This is a genomic window from Luteimonas sp. TWI382 (assembly GCF_039674545.1).
Lineage (GTDB): Bacteria > Pseudomonadota > Gammaproteobacteria > Xanthomonadales > Xanthomonadaceae > Luteimonas.
On record NZ_JBDJNS010000005.1, the window covers coordinates 1 to 19,942 of the forward strand.

At 69.2% G+C, this 19,942-nt stretch carries 17 protein-coding genes, 1 tRNA gene and 1 pseudogene; 13 read left to right on the forward strand and 6 right to left on the reverse strand.

The window, feature by feature from the left end; all coding sequences use genetic code 11:
* Positions 1-260 (reverse strand): hypothetical protein (locus ABE505_RS04630; protein ID WP_346458264.1); only part of this gene is annotated, 260 nt, incomplete at its 3' end.
* The gene (locus ABE505_RS04635; protein WP_346442243.1) at positions 260-1,042 is read right to left on the reverse strand and encodes an enoyl-CoA hydratase-related protein; all 783 of its coding nucleotides are present in this window, start codon (positions 1,040-1,042) and stop codon (positions 260-262) included. The genes ABE505_RS04630 and ABE505_RS04635, both read right to left, overlap by 1 nt.
* 179 nt (positions 1,043-1,221) lie before the next feature.
* Between ABE505_RS04635 and ABE505_RS04640 the strand changes: the two genes are divergently transcribed.
* From ABE505_RS04640 to ABE505_RS04650, 3 genes and pseudogenes are all read left to right on the forward strand, one after another.
* Positions 1,222-1,917, forward strand: a complete 696-nt coding sequence (locus ABE505_RS04640) for an FKBP-type peptidyl-prolyl cis-trans isomerase N-terminal domain-containing protein (protein ID WP_346442244.1) — start codon at positions 1,222-1,224, stop codon at positions 1,915-1,917.
* Between the two features lie 119 nt (positions 1,918-2,036).
* Positions 2,037-2,845: pseudogene (locus tag ABE505_RS04645) on the forward strand (NUDIX domain-containing protein).
* Positions 2,842-3,705 (forward strand): sulfurtransferase, encoded by an 864-nt coding sequence (locus ABE505_RS04650; protein WP_346442245.1) that lies wholly within the window; start codon positions 2,842-2,844, stop codon positions 3,703-3,705. Before ABE505_RS04645 ends, ABE505_RS04650 begins: the two are co-directional and overlap by 4 nt.
* Positions 3,706-3,730: 25 nt before the next feature.
* On the opposite strand, the gene ABE505_RS04655 is transcribed toward ABE505_RS04650, so the two are convergent.
* From ABE505_RS04655 to uvrA, 3 genes are all read right to left on the reverse strand, one after another.
* Positions 3,731-4,489 (reverse strand): enoyl-CoA hydratase/isomerase family protein, encoded by a 759-nt coding sequence (locus tag ABE505_RS04655; RefSeq protein ID WP_346442246.1) that lies wholly within the window; start codon positions 4,487-4,489, stop codon positions 3,731-3,733.
* Between the two features lie 156 nt (positions 4,490-4,645).
* Entirely contained in the window at positions 4,646-5,050 is a 405-nt protein-coding gene (locus ABE505_RS04660) for a thioesterase family protein (RefSeq protein ID WP_346442247.1), read from the reverse strand.
* On the reverse strand, positions 5,047-8,097 hold the full coding sequence (gene uvrA, locus ABE505_RS04665; protein WP_346442248.1) for an excinuclease ABC subunit UvrA: 3,051 nt from the start codon (positions 8,095-8,097) through the stop codon (positions 5,047-5,049). The genes ABE505_RS04660 and uvrA overlap by 4 nt, the downstream gene beginning before the upstream one ends.
* Positions 8,098-8,410: 313 nt before the next feature.
* Here uvrA and rplU point away from each other — a divergent pair, with 313 nt between their 5' ends.
* From rplU to cgtA, 3 genes are all read left to right on the forward strand, one after another.
* The gene (gene rplU, locus ABE505_RS04670) at positions 8,411-8,731 is read left to right on the forward strand and encodes a 50S ribosomal protein L21 (protein ID WP_337245031.1); all 321 of its coding nucleotides are present in this window, start codon (positions 8,411-8,413) and stop codon (positions 8,729-8,731) included.
* Positions 8,732-8,743: 12 nt separating this feature from the next.
* Complete coding sequence (gene rpmA / locus ABE505_RS04675; RefSeq protein ID WP_047136307.1) at positions 8,744-9,004, forward strand: 50S ribosomal protein L27; 261 nt, start codon at positions 8,744-8,746, stop codon at positions 9,002-9,004.
* Positions 9,005-9,218: 214 nt separating this feature from the next.
* On the forward strand, positions 9,219-10,259 hold the full coding sequence (cgtA, locus tag ABE505_RS04680) for an Obg family GTPase CgtA (protein WP_346442249.1): 1,041 nt from the start codon (positions 9,219-9,221) through the stop codon (positions 10,257-10,259).
* 486 nt (positions 10,260-10,745) lie between these two features.
* Here the strand turns inward: cgtA and rpsT are convergent, their stop codons facing one another.
* A complete protein-coding gene (gene rpsT, locus ABE505_RS04685) occupies positions 10,746-11,018 on the reverse strand; it encodes a 30S ribosomal protein S20 (protein ID WP_047136305.1) in 273 nt (90 codons plus the stop codon).
* A 175-nt stretch (positions 11,019-11,193) separates the two neighbouring features.
* Between rpsT and murJ the strand changes: the two genes are divergently transcribed.
* The 7 genes from murJ (at position 11,194) to ABE505_RS04720 (ending at position 19,906) form a co-directional block, all read left to right on the forward strand.
* The gene (gene murJ, locus ABE505_RS04690) at positions 11,194-12,735 is read left to right on the forward strand and encodes a murein biosynthesis integral membrane protein MurJ (protein WP_346442390.1); all 1,542 of its coding nucleotides are present in this window, start codon (positions 11,194-11,196) and stop codon (positions 12,733-12,735) included.
* A gap of 114 nt (positions 12,736-12,849) precedes the next feature.
* Positions 12,850-13,824 carry a bifunctional riboflavin kinase/FAD synthetase gene (locus ABE505_RS04695; protein WP_346442250.1) on the forward strand — a complete coding sequence of 325 codons (975 nt, stop codon included), beginning with the start codon at positions 12,850-12,852 and terminating at the stop codon, positions 13,822-13,824.
* A gap of 75 nt (positions 13,825-13,899) precedes the next feature.
* The gene (gene ileS / locus ABE505_RS04700) at positions 13,900-16,716 is read left to right on the forward strand and encodes an isoleucine--tRNA ligase (RefSeq protein ID WP_346442391.1); all 2,817 of its coding nucleotides are present in this window, start codon (positions 13,900-13,902) and stop codon (positions 16,714-16,716) included.
* A complete protein-coding gene (lspA, locus tag ABE505_RS04705; protein WP_346442392.1) occupies positions 16,713-17,204 on the forward strand; it encodes a signal peptidase II in 492 nt (163 codons plus the stop codon). Before ileS ends, lspA begins: the two co-directional genes overlap by 4 nt.
* A 226-nt stretch (positions 17,205-17,430) precedes the next feature.
* Positions 17,431-18,381, forward strand: coding sequence for a 4-hydroxy-3-methylbut-2-enyl diphosphate reductase (ispH, locus tag ABE505_RS04710; protein WP_346442251.1), 951 nt, complete (start codon positions 17,431-17,433; stop codon positions 18,379-18,381).
* Positions 18,382-18,417: 36 nt separating this feature from the next.
* Positions 18,418-18,493, forward strand: a tRNA-Thr gene (locus ABE505_RS04715).
* A 306-nt stretch (positions 18,494-18,799) separates the two neighbouring features.
* A complete protein-coding gene (locus tag ABE505_RS04720) occupies positions 18,800-19,906 on the forward strand; it encodes an MvdC/MvdD family ATP grasp protein (RefSeq protein ID WP_346442252.1) in 1,107 nt (368 codons plus the stop codon).
* Positions 19,907-19,942: the final 36 nt, after the last annotated feature.

The window sequence follows — 19,942 nt, forward strand, 5'->3', positions numbered from 1 at the left end:
CGTGCGGCCTCGCGGGCGGCCGCGCGTTGTGCGAGCCGGGCGTCGCGGCGGCGGTACCGTGCGCGCGCGTCCCAGGCTGCCTGCAGCCGGGCGCGCGCGTCGAGCAGCCGCGTGCGCGCGTCGTCGTCGAGCGAGGCGGTCGCCGCGTCCGGCCAGGCGGCCATCAGGCCGGCCTCGATCGCACCGTCGAGATCGTCGCGGCGCAGCAGAGCGACCAGGTGGTGCATCGAAGCTGGGCTGGCGATGGGCTGGCCGGGCATCAACGGTTTCCGAACGTGGGCTTGCGTCGCTCGAGGAATGCGCGCGTCCCCTCGCGCATGTCCTGCGTCGAGAACGCCAGGCCAAACTGCGCGGCCTCGTAGGCCAGGCCCTCATCGAGCGCGGTCTCGCCGCCGATGTGGACGCAGTCGAGGATGCCGCGCAGCGCCAGCGGCGCGGCCTGCGCCAGTTGCGTGGCCAGCGCCATCGTCTCGGCCTCCAGCGCATCGGCCGGCACCACGCGGTTGACGATGCCCAGCGCCTGCGCGCGCGTCGCGTCGATCGGTGTGCCGGTCAGGCACAGTTCGAGGGTCGCCGCGCGGCCGGCCAGGCGCAGCAGGCGCTGGCTGCCGCCGAAGCCCGGAATCAGGCCGAGATTGATTTCCGGCTGGCCGAGTTTGGCGGTATCGGCAGCGATACGCAGGTGGCAGGCCATCGCCAGTTCCAGCCCACCGCCGAGCGCGAAGCCGTTGACCATCGCGATCACCGGCTTGGGCATGGTCTCGATGCGGCGCATCGTGCGCTGGCCGCGCAACGCGAAATCGCGCCCCTCGACCGGGCGCAGGTCGGCCATCTCGGCGATGTCCGCGCCCGCGACGAAGGCTTTGGGGCCGGCGCCGGTCAGCACGACCACACGCACGTCGGGCGCCTGGGCCGCAGCCTCGAAGGCCTCGAACAGCGCATCGAGCGTCGCCGAGTTCAGCGCATTCAGTTTTTCCGGGCGGTGGACGGCGACCACGCGGATGCCGTCGCGATCGTCTATCAGCAGCGGGAAGTCGGCCATACGGGCTCCTGGCGCGGGACGCGGCGCCTGGAACTCGCCGGACCGCGCGCGGTCGGATAGGGAGGTCGTCAGTGGCGGTTAAGCCCTGCGACCGCTATCCTAACGCGTCAAGAGGGGCGGTTCGACCGCCCTTTCTCGTACAGGCGATATCGAAATCTGACCTAGCGGAGAACCAGGGAATGAAGTTGCGTTTTATTGCGGCCGCCGTGGCGGCCATCACGTTCAGCGGTTCCGCGTTCGCACAGCAGCAGGCCGCAGCTCCCGCGGCATCGGCGACCGACAGGACCACGCTGAGCTATGCGCTGGGGTTCGATCTGGGCAATCGCCTGGCCGAGACCGGTGAGTCGGTCGACGTCAACACGATCATCAAGGGCCTGCAGGACGGTCACGGCAAGCGCGAGCCGACCTACACCCCCGAGCAGATGGGCGCGGCCTACAACGGCTTCCAGCAGCGCATGCAGCAGAAGATCGTCGCCGAGCGTCGCGCGGCGCTGACCGAGAACGAGGGCAAGGCCTCGGCGTTCCTGGCCGAGTACAAGGCGCGCGAAGGCGTCGTGTCGCTGCCCAGCGGCGTGATGTACCGCGTCGTCGAAGCCGGTTCGGGTGCCAAGCCCACCGCGTCGAGCCAGGTCGAGATCGCCTATCAGGCGCTGATCGTGCCGGTCGGTATCGGCGTCAGCGCCGAGGACAAGACCGCGCCCTTCCGCGTGTCGGAGGCCCAGATCACCGGTCTGCGCGAAGTGCTGCCGCTGATGCCGCTCAACGCGGTCTACGAGATCGTGCTGCCGCCGGGCAAGTTCGTCACCGGGCAGAACGCGCAGGAGATCGCCAAGCAGCCGGTCGGCGTGATGGTGAAGCTGCTCAGCGTTCGCTGATCACGGTTTTGCAAGTGTGTCCGACGACGCCGACGTGCCCCGTACGTCGGCGTCGTCGTGTCCGGGCCACGCGCTACCTGGCGCACGCCGCACGTGCGCCGCGCCGCTAGAATGGCGGGATGGATGCTTCCTTCCGCGCCGTGCCCACGCCGTGCACCGGCGTGTGCACGCTCGACGACCAGGGCCGCTGCGACGGCTGCCTGCGCAGCACCGAGGAGATCGGGCGCTGGCTGCAGATGAGCGATGCCCAGCGCCGGCATCTGATGGAGGTGGTCTTGCGCGCCCGCCAGGCCGCACGCGCATGACCCCGCCCGTCCTCGCGGCACGCCTGCGCCGGGTATTGCACCCGCTCGACGGGGCGCCGACCGCACGCGGCTGGAATGTCGACGAACTCGACGGCCTGCTCGCGCCGGACGCGACCTTGCGCGAGGCCGCGGTGCTGGTCGGTCTGGTGGAGCGCGAGCGCGGCCTGCAGGCCCTGCTGACGCGGCGGACCGACACGCTGCGCCATCACGCCGGCCAGGTCAGCTTTCCCGGTGGCCGGCTCGAGCCCGAGGATCACGGCCCGCTGCAAGCTGCACTGCGCGAGGCGAACGAGGAAATCGGACTGGTGCCCGCTCAGGCCGCACCGCTGGGCTTTCTCGATCCGCTGGCGACCGTGACCGGCTACCGTGTGGTGCCGGTGGTGGCGATGCTCGATCCCGGTTTTGCGCCCGTGCCCGATCCGGGCGAGGTCGCCGAGGTGTTCGAGGTGCCGCTGGATTTCCTGATGTCGCCGGCGACGCTGCGCCAGGTCGACATCGCGTTCGCCGGACGCACGCGCCACGTGCTCGAGTACGAAACCGTGCCCGACGCGCCGACCCACCGCATCTGGGGCGTGACCGCGTCGATCCTGCTGAATTTGCGGCGTCATCTGGAGCGCGCATGAGCACGGACTGGCGCACGCTGGTCTCCGCCGAGGCGCTGGCCGCCGCGCTCGGTCGCGACCGTCTGTGCGTGGTCGACTGTCGGTTCTCGCTCGCGGCCTCGGCCGGCGCCCTGGATGCCGGGGAACGCGCCTGGCGCGCGGCGCATGTGCCCGGTGCGGTGTACGCGCATCTCGATCGCGACCTGTCGGGGCCGCACGGTCCCGGCCGAGGCCGACATCCCTGGCCGACGGCGGCTGCGTTCGCGCAGACCCTGGGGCGCTGGGGCATTGATGCGGCCACCCAGGTGGTGGCCTATGACGACGGCGACGGCGCATTCGCCGCGCGGTTGTGGTGGCTGCTGCGCAGCTTCGGCCATTCCCGGGTCGCGGTGCTGGACGGCGGTTGGGCGCGTTGGACCGCGCTGGGGTTGCCCGTCGAGGCACAGGCGCCGGTGCGCGTGTCGCGCGAGGTTGCCGGCACCTTCGATGCCGGCGCGCTGCTGCACGCAGCCGACGACGTCCAGCGCCATGTCGCCGCGGGCGGCTTGCTCGTCGACGCCCGTGCCGCGCCCCGGTTCCGTGGTGAGGTCGAACCGATCGATCCGCGTGCCGGTCACGTGCCCGGCGCGATCAATCGGCCGTATGCCGACAATCTGGCCGACGGCCGGTTCAAGCCCGCCGATGCGCTGGCGCGCGAGTTCGGCGCGCTGCTCGACGGCCATCCGCCCTCGGCACTGGTCGCGATGTGCGGCTCGGGCGTGACCGCTTGCCATCACCTGTTGGCAATGGCGCATGCCGGGCTCGATGGCCCGCGGCTGTACAGCGGTTCGTGGAGCGGCTGGATCGACGATCCCGCGCGTGCGGTGGCGACCGGGCCGTAAATCGTGCAGTGTGTTGGGCGACGCGTCAGCGCCCCAGCCGCGCCACCAGGGCGCGCAGGCCGGCCTGGGTGTCGGGCGCCTGCCAGGCCGCGAGTTGGTGGTCGAGATCGAGCCGGTCGGGCTGCAACGCCTCGACGAGATCGGCGCGTGCGATCCGGCGCGTCTCGCGCATCGGTGCCTGCGGCAATGCCAGCAGCGACCGCAGCCAGCCACAGGCGGCCGCTACCGTCTCTTCGGGCTCGGCCAGGGCGTCGACCAGCCCGAGCCGCAGTGCTTCCTCCGGATCGACTTGCAGGCCGCCCACCAGCAGGCGCTCGGCCTGGCGCTGGCCCACGGTGCGCCGCATCAGCTGCTGGATCCCGATCGGCGCGACCAGCCCGACCTGGGTCTCGTTGAGGCCGATCCCGAACGCGCCGCGCGTCATCACCCGGTAGTCGCAGGCCAGCGCCAGCACGCAGCCGCCGGCCGGTGCGTGGCCGGTGATCGCGGCCGCGACCGGTACGGGCGAGACCGCGACCGCGCGCACGGCATCGAAGAAGCCGTCCCAGGCCGCGCGCAGCGCGGACGCATCGAGCGTCAGCAGATACGGCACGTCGAGCCCGGCGGAGAAGAACCGCGGCTGACCCGACAGCACCAAGCCGGCGACGCTGTCGTCGTCGGCTGCTGCCTCCACGGCCTCGCGCAGCGCCCGGCACAACGTGGGGTCGAGCGCATTGACCGGCGCGCGTGCGAGCCGCAGTTCGCGGATCGGGCCATGGGTGAGGATCTCGATCGGGTACGGCATCGCGGACCTTCCGGCAGAACAGGAGCGGCGATGGTAGACGATGCCGTCGGCGCGGCCGATCGCTCGAGCAAGCGCATGCGGCACGTTACGCCGCTTGTGTCTCCGGCGTCGGGCACAGCACTGCGGCGGCCCCGATCCGGGGCCGCATCAGTGGTGTCAGGCCAGCGCCTTGGCCCGCACCGACTCGGGCAGCGCCGTCGGCCGCCCGGTCGCGCGGTCGATCCAGACCACGACGACGTGGCCGTCGGCATGCAGGGTGGCGCCGTCCTCGGACACGATGCGGTGGCCGACGGTGACGCTGGTCGTGCCCACGCGCTGCGCCGACAACTCGACGACGATGCGCGAAGGGTAGGGGATCGGCAGCCGGTAGTTCATCTGCACCGCCGCCAGCAGCGGCGCAGTGGCGTCGGTGACCCATGCTTCGCCGATCGAGTCGAACCAGCGGATGCGCGCTTCCTCCAGATAGGTCATGAAGGTTGCGTTGTTGACGTGGTCGAACGCGTCGAGGTCGCGCCAGCGCAACTCGATCGGCACACGGATCAGCACCTTCGCATCGTTCATGCCTTGGCTCCCTTCGCCTTGCTCGTCTTGCCGGCCCGCTTGGCCGCGGGCTTCGACTTGGGCTTGGTGTCGGTCTTGCGCAGTTCCGCGCGAGCGGCGGCCTCGGCCTCGGCGGCCTTGGTCGAGGCGCCCTTGCGCGGCAGCGGCTTGGGCAGGTGCGCGGTCGACTTGCGGGCCAGCTTGCGCGCCGCCCGCGGCTCGGCAGCCTCGGCCGGCACGGTCTGCAGCAGGCGCGCGAGGAACTGGCCGGTGTGCGACTGGGGCATCGCGGCGACCTGCTCGGGCGTGCCTTCGGCGATGATCTGCCCGCCGCGGTGGCCGCCCTCCGGGCCCAGGTCGATGACCCAGTCGGCGGTCTTGATGACGTCGAGGTTGTGCTCGATCACCACGACCGTGTTGCCGTCGTCGCGCAGTTTGTGCAGCACGCTGAGCAGGTGCTCGATGTCGTGGAAGTGCAGGCCGGTCGTGGGCTCGTCGAGGATGTAGAGCGTGCGCCCGGTGTCGCGGCGCGAGAGCTCCTTCGACAGCTTGACGCGCTGCGCCTCGCCGCCCGACAGCGTGGTCGCGCTCTGCCCGAGCTTGACGTAGCTCAGGCCGACATCGACCAGCGTTTCGAGCTTGCGCGCGATCGGCGGCAGGTGCTCGAACAGCGTCAGCGCGTCCTCGACCGTCATCTCCAGCACCTCGTGGATGCTGTGGCCCTTGTAGAGGATCTCCAGCGTCTCGCGGTTATAGCGCTTGCCCTGGCACACGTCGCAAGGCACGTAGACGTCGGGCAGGAAGTGCATCTCGACCTTCAGCAGGCCGTCGCCCTGGCAGGCCTCGCAGCGACCGCCGCGCACGTTGAAGCTGAAGCGGCCTGGCGAATAACCGCGCGCGCGCGCCTCGGGCACCTGCGCAAACAACTCGCGCAGCGGCGTGAACAGGCCGGTGTAGGTGGCCGGGTTGGACCGCGGCGTGCGTCCGATCGGCGACTGGTCGATGTCGACGACCTTGTCGAACAGATCCAGGCCCTCGATCTCGCGGTAGGGCGCGGCCTTGTGCGAGGCGCCGTTGATCTCGTTGGCGGCCAGCGAGTGCAGGGTGTCGTTGATCAGCGTCGACTTGCCCGAGCCCGAGACGCCGGTGATCGCGGTGAACAGCCCCGAGTGGATCGTCAGGTCGACGTTCTTGAGGTTGTTGCCCGACGCGCCCAGCAGCCGCAGCCGCATCTTTGGATTGGGCATGTGGCGCTTGGCCGGGATCTCGATCCGCCGCTTGCCCGACAGGTACTGGCCGGTCAGCGAGCGCGGGGCCTTGAGCACGTCGTCGTAGCTGCCCTGGGCGACAACCTCGCCGCCGTGCACGCCGGCGCCCGGGCCGATGTCGACGATGTGGTCGGCCAGGCGGATCGCGTCCTCGTCGTGCTCGACGACGATCACCGTGTTGCCCAGGTCGCGCAGGCGGGTCAGCGTGCCGAGCAGGCGCTCGTTGTCGCGCTGGTGCAGGCCGATCGACGGCTCGTCGAGCACGTACATCACGCCGACCAGGCCGGCGCCGATCTGCGAGGCCAGCCGGATGCGCTGCGCCTCGCCGCCCGACAGCGTGTCGGCCTTGCGCTCGAGGGTCAGATAGTCCAGGCCGACGTCGACCAGGAAGCTCAGCCGCTCGCCGATCTCCTTGACGATCTTGGCGGCGATCTCGCCGCGCCAGCCCGGCAGCTCCAGGCCTTCGAAGAACGCCAGTGCCTCGTCGATCGGCAGCACGACCAGCGACTGCAGCGGCCGGTCGGCGACGAACACGTTGCGCGCCGAGCGGTTGAGCCGCGCGCCGCCGCAGTCCGGGCACGGGCGTTCGCTGATGAACTTGGCGAGCTCCTCGCGCACCGCGGCCGACTCGGTCTCGCGATAGCGCCGCTCCAGGTTCGGCACGATCCCTTCGAACCGGTGCTTGCGCTGGGTGCGCGCGCCCGAGTCGGTGATGTAGGTGAAGGTGATCGTCTCCTCGCCGCTGCCCAGCAGCACCGCATCGCGCGAGGCCTGCGGCAGGTCCTGCCACGGCGCGTCGACGTCGAACTTGTAGTGCCGGGCCAGCGACTGGATCAACTGGAAGTAGTAGGCGTTGCGGCGGTCCCAACCGCGCACCGCACCGGCCGCCAGCGACAGCTCGGGATGCACGACGACGCGGTCGGGATCGAAGAATTCGCTCATGCCCAGGCCGTCGCAGGTCTGGCAGGCGCCCATCGGCGCGTTGAACGAGAACAGCCGCGGCTCGAGCTCGGGCAGCGCGTAGTCGCAGACCGGGCAGCTGTACTTGGACGAGAACAGCTGCGGCGGAATCGACGCATCGTCGATCGCCTGCACCGAAGCCATGCCCTCGCCGAGCTTGAGCGCGGTCTCGAAGGACTCGGCCAGCCGCTGCTTCATGTCCTCGCGCACCTTGAAGCGGTCGATGACCGCTTCGATGGTGTGCTTCTGGCGCAGCGCCAGCGTCGGCAGCGCGTCGATCTCGTACAGTTCGCCGTCCACGCGCACGCGCACATAGCCCTGGGCGCGCAGTTGCTCGAAGACCTGCGCATGCTCGCCCTTGCGGTCGCGCACGACCGGCGCCAGCAGCATCCAGCGCTGTTCGGGATCGAGTGCGAGCACCTGGTCGACCATCTGGCTGACGGTCTGCGCCTCGAGCGGGTAGCCGTGGTCGGGGCAGCGCGGGCTGCCGACGCGTGCATAGAGCAGGCGCAGGTAGTCGTAGATCTCGGTGATCGTGCCGACGGTCGAGCGCGGGTTGTGCGAGGTCGACTTCTGCTCGATCGAGATCGCCGGGCTCAGGCCCTCGATGTGGTCGAGATCGGGCTTCTCCATCACGCTGAGGAACTGCCGCGCGTAGGACGACAGCGACTCGACGTAGCGGCGCTGGCCTTCGGCGTAGATCGTGTCGAAGGCCAGCGACGACTTGCCCGAGCCCGACAGGCCGGTGATGACGATCAGCTGGTCGCGCGGCAGGTCGAGATCGATGTTCTTGAGATTGTGGGTACGGGCACCGCGAATGCGGATGGTGTCCATCGCCATCGACGTCAGGTCCGGTTGGAGGGCGGGGGAGGCACGCGCGCGCCCTTGAGAGGCGCGGGAACGGGCAATCGGTCAGACTACCGAGCCGGTCATTTGGGGGCAAATCGGCCGAACGCCAGTGTGACGGGGGCCGGTCGCAGGCCGTGAGACGAGGCGGTTCAGGTGCCCGGGCTGGCGCCCTCCCCGCAGAGCGGCGCACACGTCCGTCCGATCTGGGGCGGTTTGACCGCAAGCCGCTGATCGCATTACAATTCCGCTCCTGTCCGCCCTCGATGGCGGCAGCGACCACAATAACTACAGAGGAAGTCTGGTCATGAGTTATGCAGTCCTGGTGACGGGCGGCAAGCAGTACCGCGTGATGGCGGGCGAGACGCTGCGCGTCGAGAAGCTCGACGGCGACGTCGGCAGCGAGATCAAGTTCGACAACGTCCTGCTGCTCGGCGACGCCGACGGCGTGAAGCTCGGCGATGCGCTCGCCGGCGCCAGCGTCAGCGCGACGATCAAGTCGCACGGCCGCGCCGAGAAGATCCGCATCATCAAGTTCCGCCGCCGCAAGCACCACATGAAGCGGCAGGGGCACCGTCAGCACTACACCGAAATCGAGATCACCGGCATCGCCGGTGGCAGCAAGTAAGGAGCAGCAGGCATGGCACACAAGAAGGGCGTAGGTTCCTCGCGCAACGGCCGCGACTCCAACCCGAAGTACCTCGGCGTCAAGATCTACGGTGGTCAGGCCATCGAGGCCGGCAACATCATCGTGCGTCAGCGCGGCACCCAGTTCCATCCGGGTAGCGGCGTCGGCCTGGGTCGCGACCACACGCTGTACGCGCTGGTCGACGGCAAGGTCGAGTTCACGACCAAGGGTCCGAAGAACCGCCGCACCGTCAACGTCGTCGCCGCGCAGTAATCCCCGCGCGACGTCGTCCGGCACGAAGCCCCGCTCCGGCGGGGTTTCGTCTTTCTGGCGGCGCAGCCCACCAGGAAAGACGGGATTCGGGAATGGGAATTCGGGCGCCGCACGCGCGCACCGCATGTCCAGAGCCGGTCCACCAGAGCGAGGCAGGTAGACTGCTGTCGCCCCGCTTGTCCCAATCCCCCATTTTTTTCGAATCTCCAATCCCATGAAGTTAGTCGACGAAGTCGAAATCACCGTCACTGCCGGCAACGGCGGCAATGGCTGCGTCGGGTTCCGGCGTGAGAAGTTCATTCCGCTCGGTGGGCCGGACGGCGGCGACGGCGGCGACGGCGGCAGTGTCTGGTTGATCGCCGACGAGAACCTCAACACGCTGGTCGATTTCCGTCACCAGACGATGTACCGCGCGCAGCGCGGCGAGAACGGCATGGGCCGGCAGATGTACGGCAAGGGCGGCGACGATCTGGTGATCGTGGTGCCGGTTGGCACCGTCGTGCACAACGTCACCACCGACGAGGTCATTGGCGATCTGACCGCGCACGGTCAGCGGCTGCTGGTGGCGCGCGGCGGCAAGGGCGGCCTGGGCAACATGCACTTCAAGAGCTCGACCAATCGCTCGCCGCGCCAGTCGACGCCGGGCGAGGGCGGCGAGGAGCGCACGCTGCGGCTCGAGCTCAAGCTGCTGGCCGACGTCGGCCTGTTGGGGTTCCCGAACGCCGGCAAGAGCACGCTGATCCGGGCGGTCTCGGCGGCGACGCCGAAGGTCGCCGACTATCCGTTCACCACGCTGTATCCGAACCTGGGTGTGGTCAGCGTCGAGCCGGCGCGCAGCTTCGTGATCGCCGATATCCCCGGTCTGATCGAGGGGGCGGCCGATGGCGCGGGGCTGGGGGCGCTGTTCCTGCGCCACATCCAGCGCACCCGGTTGTTGCTGCATCTGGTGGAGATCGCGCCGCTCGACGGCAGCGATGCGGTCGACCAGGTGCGCGCGATCGAGCGCGAGCTCGGCAAGTTCGATGCGGCGCTGCTCGACAAGCCGCGCTGGCTGCTGATCAACAAGGCCGACACGCTGCTGCCCGAAGAGGCGCAGGCCGAGGCAGCGCGGATCGTCGAGGCGTTGGCGTGGACGGGTCCCTGGTTCCTGATCTCGGGGCTGGCCCACGAGGGCACGCGCGAAGTGATGCTCAAGGTCCAGGCCGCGCTCGACGAGCTCGATCGGCAGGCCCGCGAGGCGGCCGACGCAGTCTAGGCCGCTGCCCGCAGTTGCCCCTTTGAAGCCCGGCCTCTGGCCGGGCTTTTCTTCGTGCGCGCTTGTGCGCGCAATCGTTCGATCACGGTGAGGCGGGCTTCGGTGGCAGCGTTGCGCCTGCCGGGGTTGCTCCTCGGCTCGGTCACGCATCAATCGGCAAAACCGGGGTCAGAGTGCAATTTCGCAAGGCGAAATTGCACTCTGACACCGGGTTTGGTTTTGCGAGCAAACAAGCAGGGCGGGTTCGCCCATGGCGTGCTGCACGCGGCCGGTGCTCTGCCGCAGACGTTGGCTGCGCTCGGCTTTGGGGGCGAAGCGGAGTTGCCCGCAGGGAGGCGTCGCGCGCTGTCGTTGCGCGCTTCGGGGAAGAGCGCTGCAATCGAGCCAACGGGAGCCGGGAGTCCCTGGTCTCAGCGAAGATCAACAAAAAAACCCGGCCAGAGCCGGGTTCTTTTTGCATCGGCCGCGCAGGCGGCCGGGCAGGGCTCAGGCAGCGGCCTTGAGCGCCTTGATGCGGGCCGACAGGCGGCTCTTGTGGCGGGCTGCCTTGTTCTTGTGGATCAGGCCGCGCGAGCTGAAACGGTCGAGGATCGGCTGGGCGACATTGAATGCCTCCTGCGCGCCGGCGGCGTCGTTGGCGTCGAGCGCCTTGAGCACCTTCTTGACGGCGGTGCGGAGCTGCGAGCGCTGGGCGGAGTTGCGCGCGTTGCGCACGACGGTCTGCTTGGCGCGCTTCTTGGCGGACTTGATGTTTGCCACGATGGATTCCTGGAAGCTGGACGTGTGAAAATCCGGCTTGGCCGGACCAATGGAAATTTGAGCAGGAAATTATGGTGCTTTCATATACTTGCGTCAACAGGCCCGGCCTGAACGGGCTGCGACGGTGACCGCGCCCGATCCGGCGGCCGCCGCGCCCAAGGCCCGAGGCGGCCTACTGCGCTCGAGCGCGGTGTTCAGTGCGATGACCCTGCTGTCGCGCATCGCCGGCTTCGCCCGCGACATGCTGCAGGCGACCCTGTTCGGCACCGGCGGGGCGATGAGTGCCTTCATTGTCGCCTATCGCATCCCCAATTTCCTGCGTCGGGTGTTCGCCGAGGGTTCGATGGCGATGGCCTTCGTGCCGGTGCTCAACGAGATCAAGGAGCGCGGCGACCGGGCGGCGCTCAAGTCCTTCGTCGACCATATGGCCGGTGCGCTGTGCGCGGTGGTGCTGGTGGTCTGCGCGGTGGGCATGCTGCTGGCGCCGCTGGTCGCGCGGCTGTTCGCGCCGGGCTGGGCGGATCAGCCGGAATTGCTGGCGCAGACCGCACAGATGCTGCGGATCACGTTCCCGTACCTGTTGTTCATCTCGCTGATGTCGCTGGCCGCGTCGATCCTCAACAGCCACGGCCGCTTCGGGCTGCCGGCGTTCACGCCGGTGCTGCACAACCTGACGATGATCGCCGCGATGCTGTGGCTGGCGCCGCGCTTTGCGCTGCCGCCGCAGGGCCTGGCCTGGGGCGTGCTGATCGCAGGTTTCCTGCAATTGGCGCTGCTGTGGCCGGCGCTGGGGCGGCTGGGCCTGCGGCCGCGGCTGCGGCCGGGCTTCGGCCATGCCGAGGTACGCAAGGTCGGCCGGCTGATGTTGCCGACGCTGTTCTCCTCGTCGGTCGCCCAGGTCAACCTGATCGTGGGCACCGCGTTCGCCTCGCTGCTGGCCAGCGGCAGCGTGGACTGGCTGTACTACTCCGACCGGCTGATCGAGTTCCCGCTCGGCCTGTTCGGCGTCGCGCTGGGCACGGTGATCCTGCCGCATCTCTCGCGCCGGCACGCGGCCCAGGACGCGCAGGGCTACAGCCAGTCGCTGGATTGGGGCCTGCGCATGGCGCTGCTGGCGGGCGTGCCCGCTGGCCTTGGCCTGTTGCTGCTGGCCGAGCCGATCACCGCGACCGTCTACAACTACGGCGCGTTCGGCGCCCATGACACGCGGATGGCCGCGGTGAGCCTGACCGCGATGAGCCTGGGCGTGCCGGCCTTCATGCTCAGCAAGGTGCTGGCCCCTGCGTTCTACGCCCGCCAGGACACCAAGACACCGATGCGCGCGGCGATCTGGACGGTGGCCGCCAATGTCGCATTGACCATCGCGCTGACCACGCCGTTGTGGTTCTACGCGGTGCCCGGCGCGCACGGTGGCATCGCGCTGGCGACGGCGCTGGCGGGTGTGGTGAATGCGGCGCTGCTGTGGCGGTACCTGCGCCAGCGCGCGATCTTCGTGCCCGAACCGGGTTGGGGGCGTTACCTGCTGCGGCTGGCTGGCGCCTGCGTGGCGATGGCCGCGGTGGTGCTCGCGCTGCGCGGCTGGATCGGCGAGTGGACCGCGATCAGCGGCTGGCAGCACCGGATCGCCTGGCTGGCGTTGGTGATCGGGGCCGGCGCGGCCGCCTACGGCTTCGCGATGGTGGCGTTGGGCTTGCGGCCGCGCCACTTGCAGCACTGACTGTCGCCGTGGGCGGGACCCTGCGGCCGGCGGCGCGGCGGCCGCGCCCGCTATAATCTCCGGTCACCTTCCGGAAGGCGGCGCCCGACGCCGCTTCCGCCCCGACGAGACGCCATGAGCAGGCTGTTCCGCGACATCGCCGGCGGGTCCGAGTGTGCCGACGGCAGCGTGGTCTGCATCGGGGCGTTCGACGGCCTGCACCTCGGCCACCAGGCGCTGGTGCGCCATGCGGTCGCGCGCGCGCAGGCCCTGGGCGTGGCGGCCGCGGCACTGAGCTTCGAACCATTGCCGCGCGAGTTTTTCGCCGCCGCCGCGCCGCCGCCGCGGCTGGGGCCGGTACGGGCCAAGATCGAAGGCCTGCGCGCGCTCGGCGCCGACGTCATCGGGCTGTTGCGCTTCGATGCGCGGATGGCGGCGATGTCGCCCGAGGCCTTCGTCGAGCAGGTGCTGCTGGCGCGGCTGGGCGCACGCGAGGTCTGGGTCGGGCCGGGCTTCCGGTTCGGACACCGACGTGCCGGCGACCTGGCGACGCTGCAGGCGCTGGGACGCGAGGCCGGCTTCGTCGCCGGCGAGATCGAGCCGCTGGCGATCGACGGCGAGCGGGTGTCGAGCACGCATATCCGCGCCGCGCTCGTGGCCGGCGACTTCGTCCACGCCGCCCGCTTGCTGGGACGCCCCTACGCGGTTTCCGGCCGTGTGGTGCGCGGCCAGCAACTCGGCCGCACCCTCGGCTACCCGACCGCGAACCTGCGCTTCGGCGGCAAGGTGCCTGCGCTGCGCGGCATCTACGCCACGCGCGTGCATGGCGTCGGCGACGACCCGTGGCCATCGGTGTCCAGCTTCGGCACCCGGCCTACGGTCGGCGGCGTCGAACCGCTGCTCGAGGCCCACCTGTTCGATTTCGACGGCGACCTGTACGGTCGCAGGATCGAGGTCGAGTTCGTCGCGCGACTGCGCGATGAGGAAAAGTTCGACGACCTGCCCGCCCTGGTCGCGCAGATGGACCTGGACGCCGTGCGCGCCCGGGCCCTGCTCGCCGAGGCGGCCGCCGGCGCCCCACCACGATCAAGAACCGCAACGACAGGATGACGCGTGAGCGCCCAGGCCGACACTTCCCCCAATCCCTACAAGTCGACGATCCACCTGCCGGCGACTGACTTTCCGATGCGCGGCGACCTGCCCAAGCGCGAGCCGGCGATGCTGGCGCGCTGGGAGGAGACCGGCCTGTACGCGCAGCTGCGCGAGCATGCGCGCGGCCGTCCGCTGTTCGTGCTGCACGACGGCCCGCCGTATGCGAACGGCGCGATCCACCTCGGCCATGCGGTCAACAAGATCCTCAAGGACATCATCGTCAAGTCCAAGGGCATGGCCGGCTTCGATGCGCCCTACATCCCGGGCTGGGACTGCCACGGCCTGCCGATCGAGATCGCGATCGAGAAGAAGTGGGGCAAGGTCGGGGTCAAGCTCGATGCGGTCGAGTTCCGGCGCAAGTGCCGCGAGTACGCCAACGAGCAGATCGACATCCAGCGCCGCGATTTCAAGCGTCTGGGCGTGATCGGCGACTGGGACAATCCCTATCGCACGCTGGACTTCCGCTTCGAGGCCGACGAAATCCGCGCGCTGGCGAAGATCGTCGACAACGGCCACCTGACCCGCGGGGTCAAGCCGGTGCACTGGTGTTTCGACTGCGGCTCGGCGCTCGCCGAGGCCGAGATCGAGTACGCCGACAAGGTCTCGCCGGCAATTGACGTCGCCTACGTTGCACGCGATGCGGCGGCCTTCGCACGCGCCTTCGGCGCGACGGTGCCGGCCGGTGTCGAGATCGCGCTGCCGATCTGGACCACGACGCCGTGGACCCTGCCGGCGTCGCTGGCGGTCTCGCTGGGCGCCGATCTCGAGTACGCGCTGGTCGAAGGCCCGCCGGCGCAGGACGGACGTCGCCGCTGGCTGGTGCTGGCCGATGCGCTGGCCGAGCACGCGCTGCGCCGCTACGGCGTCGAGGGCGACATCGTCGTGCACGGCCGCGTGGCCGGCAGCGCGCTCGAGCACCTATTGCTCGGCCATCCCTTCTACGCCGAGCGCGACATCCCGGTGATCCTCGGCGAGCACGTGTCGGCCGAGGACGGCACCGGCGCGGTGCATACCGCGCCCGGCCACGGCCAGGAGGACTACGTCGTCGGCAAGGCCTACGGCCTGCTCGAGCGCTACAGCGCCGCGCAGCTCAACCCGGTCGACGGCCGCGGCGTCTACCTGCCATCGACGCCGCCGATCGGCGACACCGCCCTGGCCGGCCTGCACATCTGGAAGGCCAACGACGTCATCGTCGACGCCCTGCGCGCGCAGGGCAGCCTGCTGGCGTTCTCCAAGCTCACCCACAGCTACCCGCACTGCTGGCGCCACAAGACGCCGATCGCGTTCCGCGCCACGCCGCAGTGGTTCATCTCGATGGAGCAGGGCGGGCTGCGCGCCGATGCGCTCAAAGCGATCGAAGGCGTGACCTGGTACCCGGCCTGGGGCCAGGCGCGCATCGCCGGCATGGTCGAGGGTCGCCCGGACTGGACGATCTCGCGCCAGCGGACCTGGGGCGTGCCGATCGCGCTGTTCGTGCATCGCGAAACCGGCGAGCCGCATCCGCGCACCGTCGAGCTGATGCGCGCGGTCGCCGAGCGCGTCGAGCAGCACGGCGTCGACATCTGGTACACGCTCGATGCGACCGAACTGCTCGGCAGTGATGCGGCCGATTACGACAGGATTACCGACATCCTCGATGTCTGGTTCGACTCGGGCGTCACCCACGAAGCGGTGCTGCGCGCGCGCGGGTACCCGAAGCCGGCCGATCTCTACCTCGAGGGCTCCGACCAGCACCGCGGCTGGTTCCAGTCCTCGCTGCTGACCGGCGTGGCGATCGACAAGGCGGCGCCGTATCGGCAGTGCCTCACGCACGGCTTCACCGTCGACGAGCACGGCCGCAAGATGTCCAAGTCGCTGGGCAACGGCATCGAGCCCCAGGACATCATGAAGACGCTGGGTGCGGACATCCTGCGCCTGTGGATCGCCTCGGCGGACTACAGCAACGAGATGTCGCTGTCGCAGGAGATCCTCAAGCGCACCGCCGACGCCTACCGCCGTATCCGCAACACCGCGCGTTTCCTGCTCGGCAATCTCGCTGGGCTCACGCCGACGAGCGACCTCGTCGCGCCGCAGGACATGGTCGCGCTCGACCGCTGGATCGTGCATCGCGCCGCCCAGTTGCAGGCGCGCATCGAGGACGCCTACGCGCGCTACGACTTCGCCGAGATCGTCCAGGCGCTGTCGAACTTCTGCAGTGTCGACCTCGGCTCGCTGTATCTCGACGTGACCAAGGATCGCCTGTACACGATGCCCGAGCACGCGGTCGGGCGTCGCAGCGCGCAGACCGCGATGTACCACATCGCCGAGGCCTTCGTGCGCTGGATCGCGCCGGTGCTCAGCTTCACCGCCGACGAGATGTGGGGCTACCTGCCCGCGCCGGCGCAGGGCACGCGCGAAGCCAATGTGCAGTTCGCGACCTGGTACACGGGTCTGACCCTACTCGACGGCGACGCCGACTGGGGACCGCAGGACTTCGAGCGCGTGCTCGAACTGCGCGAACGCGTGGCCAAGGTGCTCGAGCCGATGCGCGCCAGCGGCGAGATCGGTGCCGCGCTCGATGCCGAGATCGAACTGCGCTGCGGTGTCGCCGACGCCAACTGGCTCTCGCCGGTGGTCGACGAACTGCGCTTCCTGCTGATCAGCGGCGACGTGACGCTGGTCGACGACCCCAGCGCGACGGCGATCGGCGTGTCGGCACGCGTGACCGACAAGCCCAAGTGCGTGCGCTGCTGGCAGCGTCGCGCCGACGTCGGCGCGCATGCCGACCATGCGGGGCTGTGCGGCCGCTGTGTGGAGAACATTGCGACCGATGGCCGCGATGGCGGCGGCGAGATCCGGAGGTGGTTCTGATGGCCCGTCCCGTCCCCAACGCCCTGCCGTGGCTGACGCTCTCGGTGGTGGTGATCGCGCTCGACCAGCTGACGAAATGGTGGGTGTTGACCTCGCTGCCCGAGTACACCTCGATCCCGGTGATCGAGGGCGTCTGGAACTGGTACCGCACCTACAACACCGGCGCGGCGTTCAGCTTCCTGGCCGACGCCGGCGGCTGGCAGAAGTGGTTCTTCACGATCCTGGCGATCGTCATCAGCGGCGTACTGGCCGTCTGGCTGGCCAAGACCCCGCGCCGCGACTGGCGCACCGCGCTGCCGTTTGCGCTGGTGATCGGCGGCGCACTGGGCAATGTCATCGACCGCCAGATCCACGGCCACGTCGTCGATTTCATTCAGTGGCACTGGCGCGACCACTACTGGCCGGCGTTCAACCTCGCTGACGCGGCGATCGTCGGCGGCGCGATCGGCATTGCCCTGTTCGGCTTCTTCCCGGCGAAAAAGAAGTAGGACCGCCTGCGCTCCGCCCCTTCCCCCGCTTGCGGGGGAAGGCTGGGATGGGGGCAACGATCCGTTCGCGTGCAATCTGAGCAGCTCAAAGCTGGGAGATCGCGCGCATGGCCCTCCCATCCCTTCTTCGCAGGGCGGGGGAGGGCTTCGGTGCCATGTATCCCGGACACGCCGTCCTGCCGCCGTTCCGCTTCCGAACCGCCGCCTCCGGTAGACTGCGCATCTCATGGATATCGTCCTCGCCAACCCCCGCGGCTTCTGCGCCGGCGTCGACCGCGCGATCGAGATCGTCAAGCGCGCGATCGAGACGCTCGGCGCGCCGATCTACGTGCGCCACGAAGTCGTCCACAACCGATTCGTGGTCGAGGACCTCAAGCGCCGCGGCGCGATCTTCGTCGAGGAACTCGACGAAGTGCCCGACGGCGTGACTGTGATCTTCAGCGCCCACGGCGTCTCGCAGGCCGTGCGCGAGGAAGCCGCCCGACGCCAGCTCAAGGTCTTCGACGCGACTTGCCCGCTGGTGACCAAGGTGCACTTCGAGGTCGCGCGCCACTGCCGCGCTGGACGCGACGTAGTGCTGATCGGCCATCAGGGCCATCCCGAAGTCGAAGGCACGATGGGCCAATGGCGCGCCGAGGCCGGCGCCGGCAGCATCTACCTCGTCGAGGACGAGGGCGACGTGGCCGCGCTGGACGTCGGTCAGCCCGAGAACCTGGCCTACACGACCCAGACCACGCTGTCGGTCGACGACACCCGCGGCGTCATCGCCGCGCTGCGTGAGAAGTTCCCGGCGATCCAGGGCCCGAAGAACGACGATATCTGCTACGCCACGCAGAACCGCCAGGACGCCGTGCGCGATCTGGCGAAGGAATGCGACCTGGTGCTGGTGGTCGGCTCGCCCAACAGCTCCAACTCCAACCGCCTGCGCGAACTCGCCGAGCGCGACGGGGTGGAGGCCTACCTGATCGACGGCGCCGACGAGATCGACCCGCGCTGGGTCGAAGGCCGCCACCACATCGGTGTCACCGCCGGCGCCTCGGCCCCGGACGTGCTGGTGCAGGGCGTGCTCGACCGCCTGCGCGAGCTGGGCGCCAACGGCATGCGCGAGCTTGCCGGCGAGCCCGAGAGCATGGTCTTCGCCCTGCCCAAGGAACTGCGCCTGCGCCTCGTCGATTGACGGCCGGCCCCCCGCTCCCTAGAATTCGCGTCCCAAGCCGGAATAGCTCAGTTGGTAGAGCGGCGCATTCGTAATGCGTAGGTCGTAGGTTCGATTCCTATTTCCGGCACCAGCGTCATCGAAAGCCCCGGCCTTGGTCGGGGCTTTTTGTTGTACTCCTCTTGACCTGGTGCTTTTGTCTACGCCTCATCAGCCCGTCTTTCGGCCCGGATGGCGGCAGACGATACAGAGGATACGCATGCGTGCGCACACGCGTGCTTGAACCGCTCGGCTTTCGACACCACTGGCCTGCGGTGCTAGTGTCTGGCGGCTTCGGCTGGTCGGCGAACAGCCATCGCAGGCGCATCTTTCCGCAGCGGCATCGGGTTTGCCGCATGCATAAGATGCAAGGGCGGACTTGGCTTGCAGGAGGGCGGGCTTGGAGACAGACGATTGGCGCGGTGCGCACCGTGACGATGCCGCCGCGGACACGCGCCGCGTGCTGATCCACACTGTGGAAGGCGATTTCCATGCGGCCGTGGCCGGGCATGCGCTGCGGTTGCGAGGACACGAGGTCGTGCGCTGGCGCGGCGATCACTATCCCGAGTTCAGCGCCAGTACGGTGCACTTCGGGGGCGACGGCATGCGCGGAACGCTCGTCTGCGACGGGCGGACGGTGTCGTCGGATGCGGTCGATGTGGTCTGGTATCGCCGGCGGCGTCTGGTGTCGTCGCCGGTTTATGTCGATCCGCGCGACCAGGCGTTCTGCACCGAAGAGCTGCGAATGGCGGAGCGCTCGCATCCCGAAGCGTTCGCCGATGCCTTCTGGATCAATCCGCCGGCCGCGTCCTTGCTGTGCGAGGTCAAGGCGCACCAGTTCCGTCATGCGCTGGCGGCCGGGCTCACGGTGCCGCGGACCTTGATCAGCAATGACCCGGCGACGATCCGGGACTTCATCCTCGAGGTCCGGGACTGCATCTACAAGCCGCTGGGCGGCTACATCTGGAAGGAGGACGGGGCGAGCCTGAAGACCTATACCGCGAAGGTCGAGGTGGACGATCTTCCGGCCGATGCGCTGTTGCGGGCGACGCCGGGCATTTTCCAGGAGAAGGTCGCCAAGGCGTACGAAGTGCGTGCGCAGTTCTTCGGGCACAGCTGCTTCGCGATCAGGATCGAGTCCAACACGCTCGAGGGCGGCGATCTGGATTGGCGACTCGATCAGAGATCGATCCGGCGTTGCGAGTCGGCGCCGTTGCCGGCGCAGGTCGAAGCGGCCTGCATCGCGCTGATGGCGCGGCTGGGCATCGTGAGCGGGGGATTCGATTTCATCGTCACGCCGGCGGGCGACTGGCATTTCCTGGAGGTCAATGAAGCGGGCCAGTTCTTCTTCATCGAGTCCTGGTGCCCGGATCTGCCGGTGCTCGATGCGTTCTGCCAATTCATCGAAACCGCGCGTGCGGATTTCAGGTATTTGGCACCCGGGAAGCCGACAACTTTGACGCAGGCCACGGTTTCGGCCCACGCGCACGGGCTAATCTCGAAGTGACCTCCGAAGTCCAAGGATCGCAGGAGCTGCCCAGTG